Source organism: Streptomyces coffeae (assembly GCF_016741875.1).
GTDB lineage: Bacteria > Actinomycetota > Actinomycetes > Streptomycetales > Streptomycetaceae > Streptomyces > Streptomyces coffeae.
The window spans coordinates 1-518 of the sequence record NZ_JAERRF010000186.1 but is presented as its reverse complement, the minus strand read 5'-3'; the positions used below and the strand labels follow the sequence as shown (position 1 = coordinate 518).

General features: G+C 65.1%; 1 pseudogene. It reads right to left on the bottom strand.

The features are described 5' to 3' along the window. Positions 1-45: 45 nt before the first annotated feature. Positions 46-518: pseudogene (locus JK363_RS41590) on the bottom strand (VWA domain-containing protein); the annotation flags it as partial.

The window sequence follows — 518 nt, the reverse complement described above, 5'->3', positions numbered from 1 at the left end:
GCTGGGACGAGGAAGCCTCTGGGGCCCGGCGGGGTTTTCGTGGTGTCAGAGCATGAGCAGGAGCCGTGTGTTCGGTACGAGTTTCCGGTTCACGCTGGTGCTCTGTACGAAGATGGTGAAGTCGTCGTTGTGGTCCGGCTTGACGCGGACTTCCATGTCCGGCAGGCCGAGCAGGGCTCGGGCCTCGGGCCCGGTGTACACCCGGTCTGATTTCTTCTCCAGCACCGCGATCTGCTTCTGCGCCTGGATCTTCTCCGACTTGCTCAGCTGGTAGAACGCACCACCGGTACGGTAGGTGTGCCCGCATTCGATGACCCAGTCCCGGATCGCCGCGTCACGAGCCACCGGGATCAGCTGGTACGTCGACGGATTCACCGGGGTGAGGCCGGCCGCCTTGATGGTGTCCTTGTTGACCGCCTCCGCACCGGTGGAGAACACCGCCCGCGATCCCCGGATGCCCTGGGTGCGGCCCACCATGAATTTCTCGGTGGCCTGCCGGATGACCTGCCCGGCCTCCT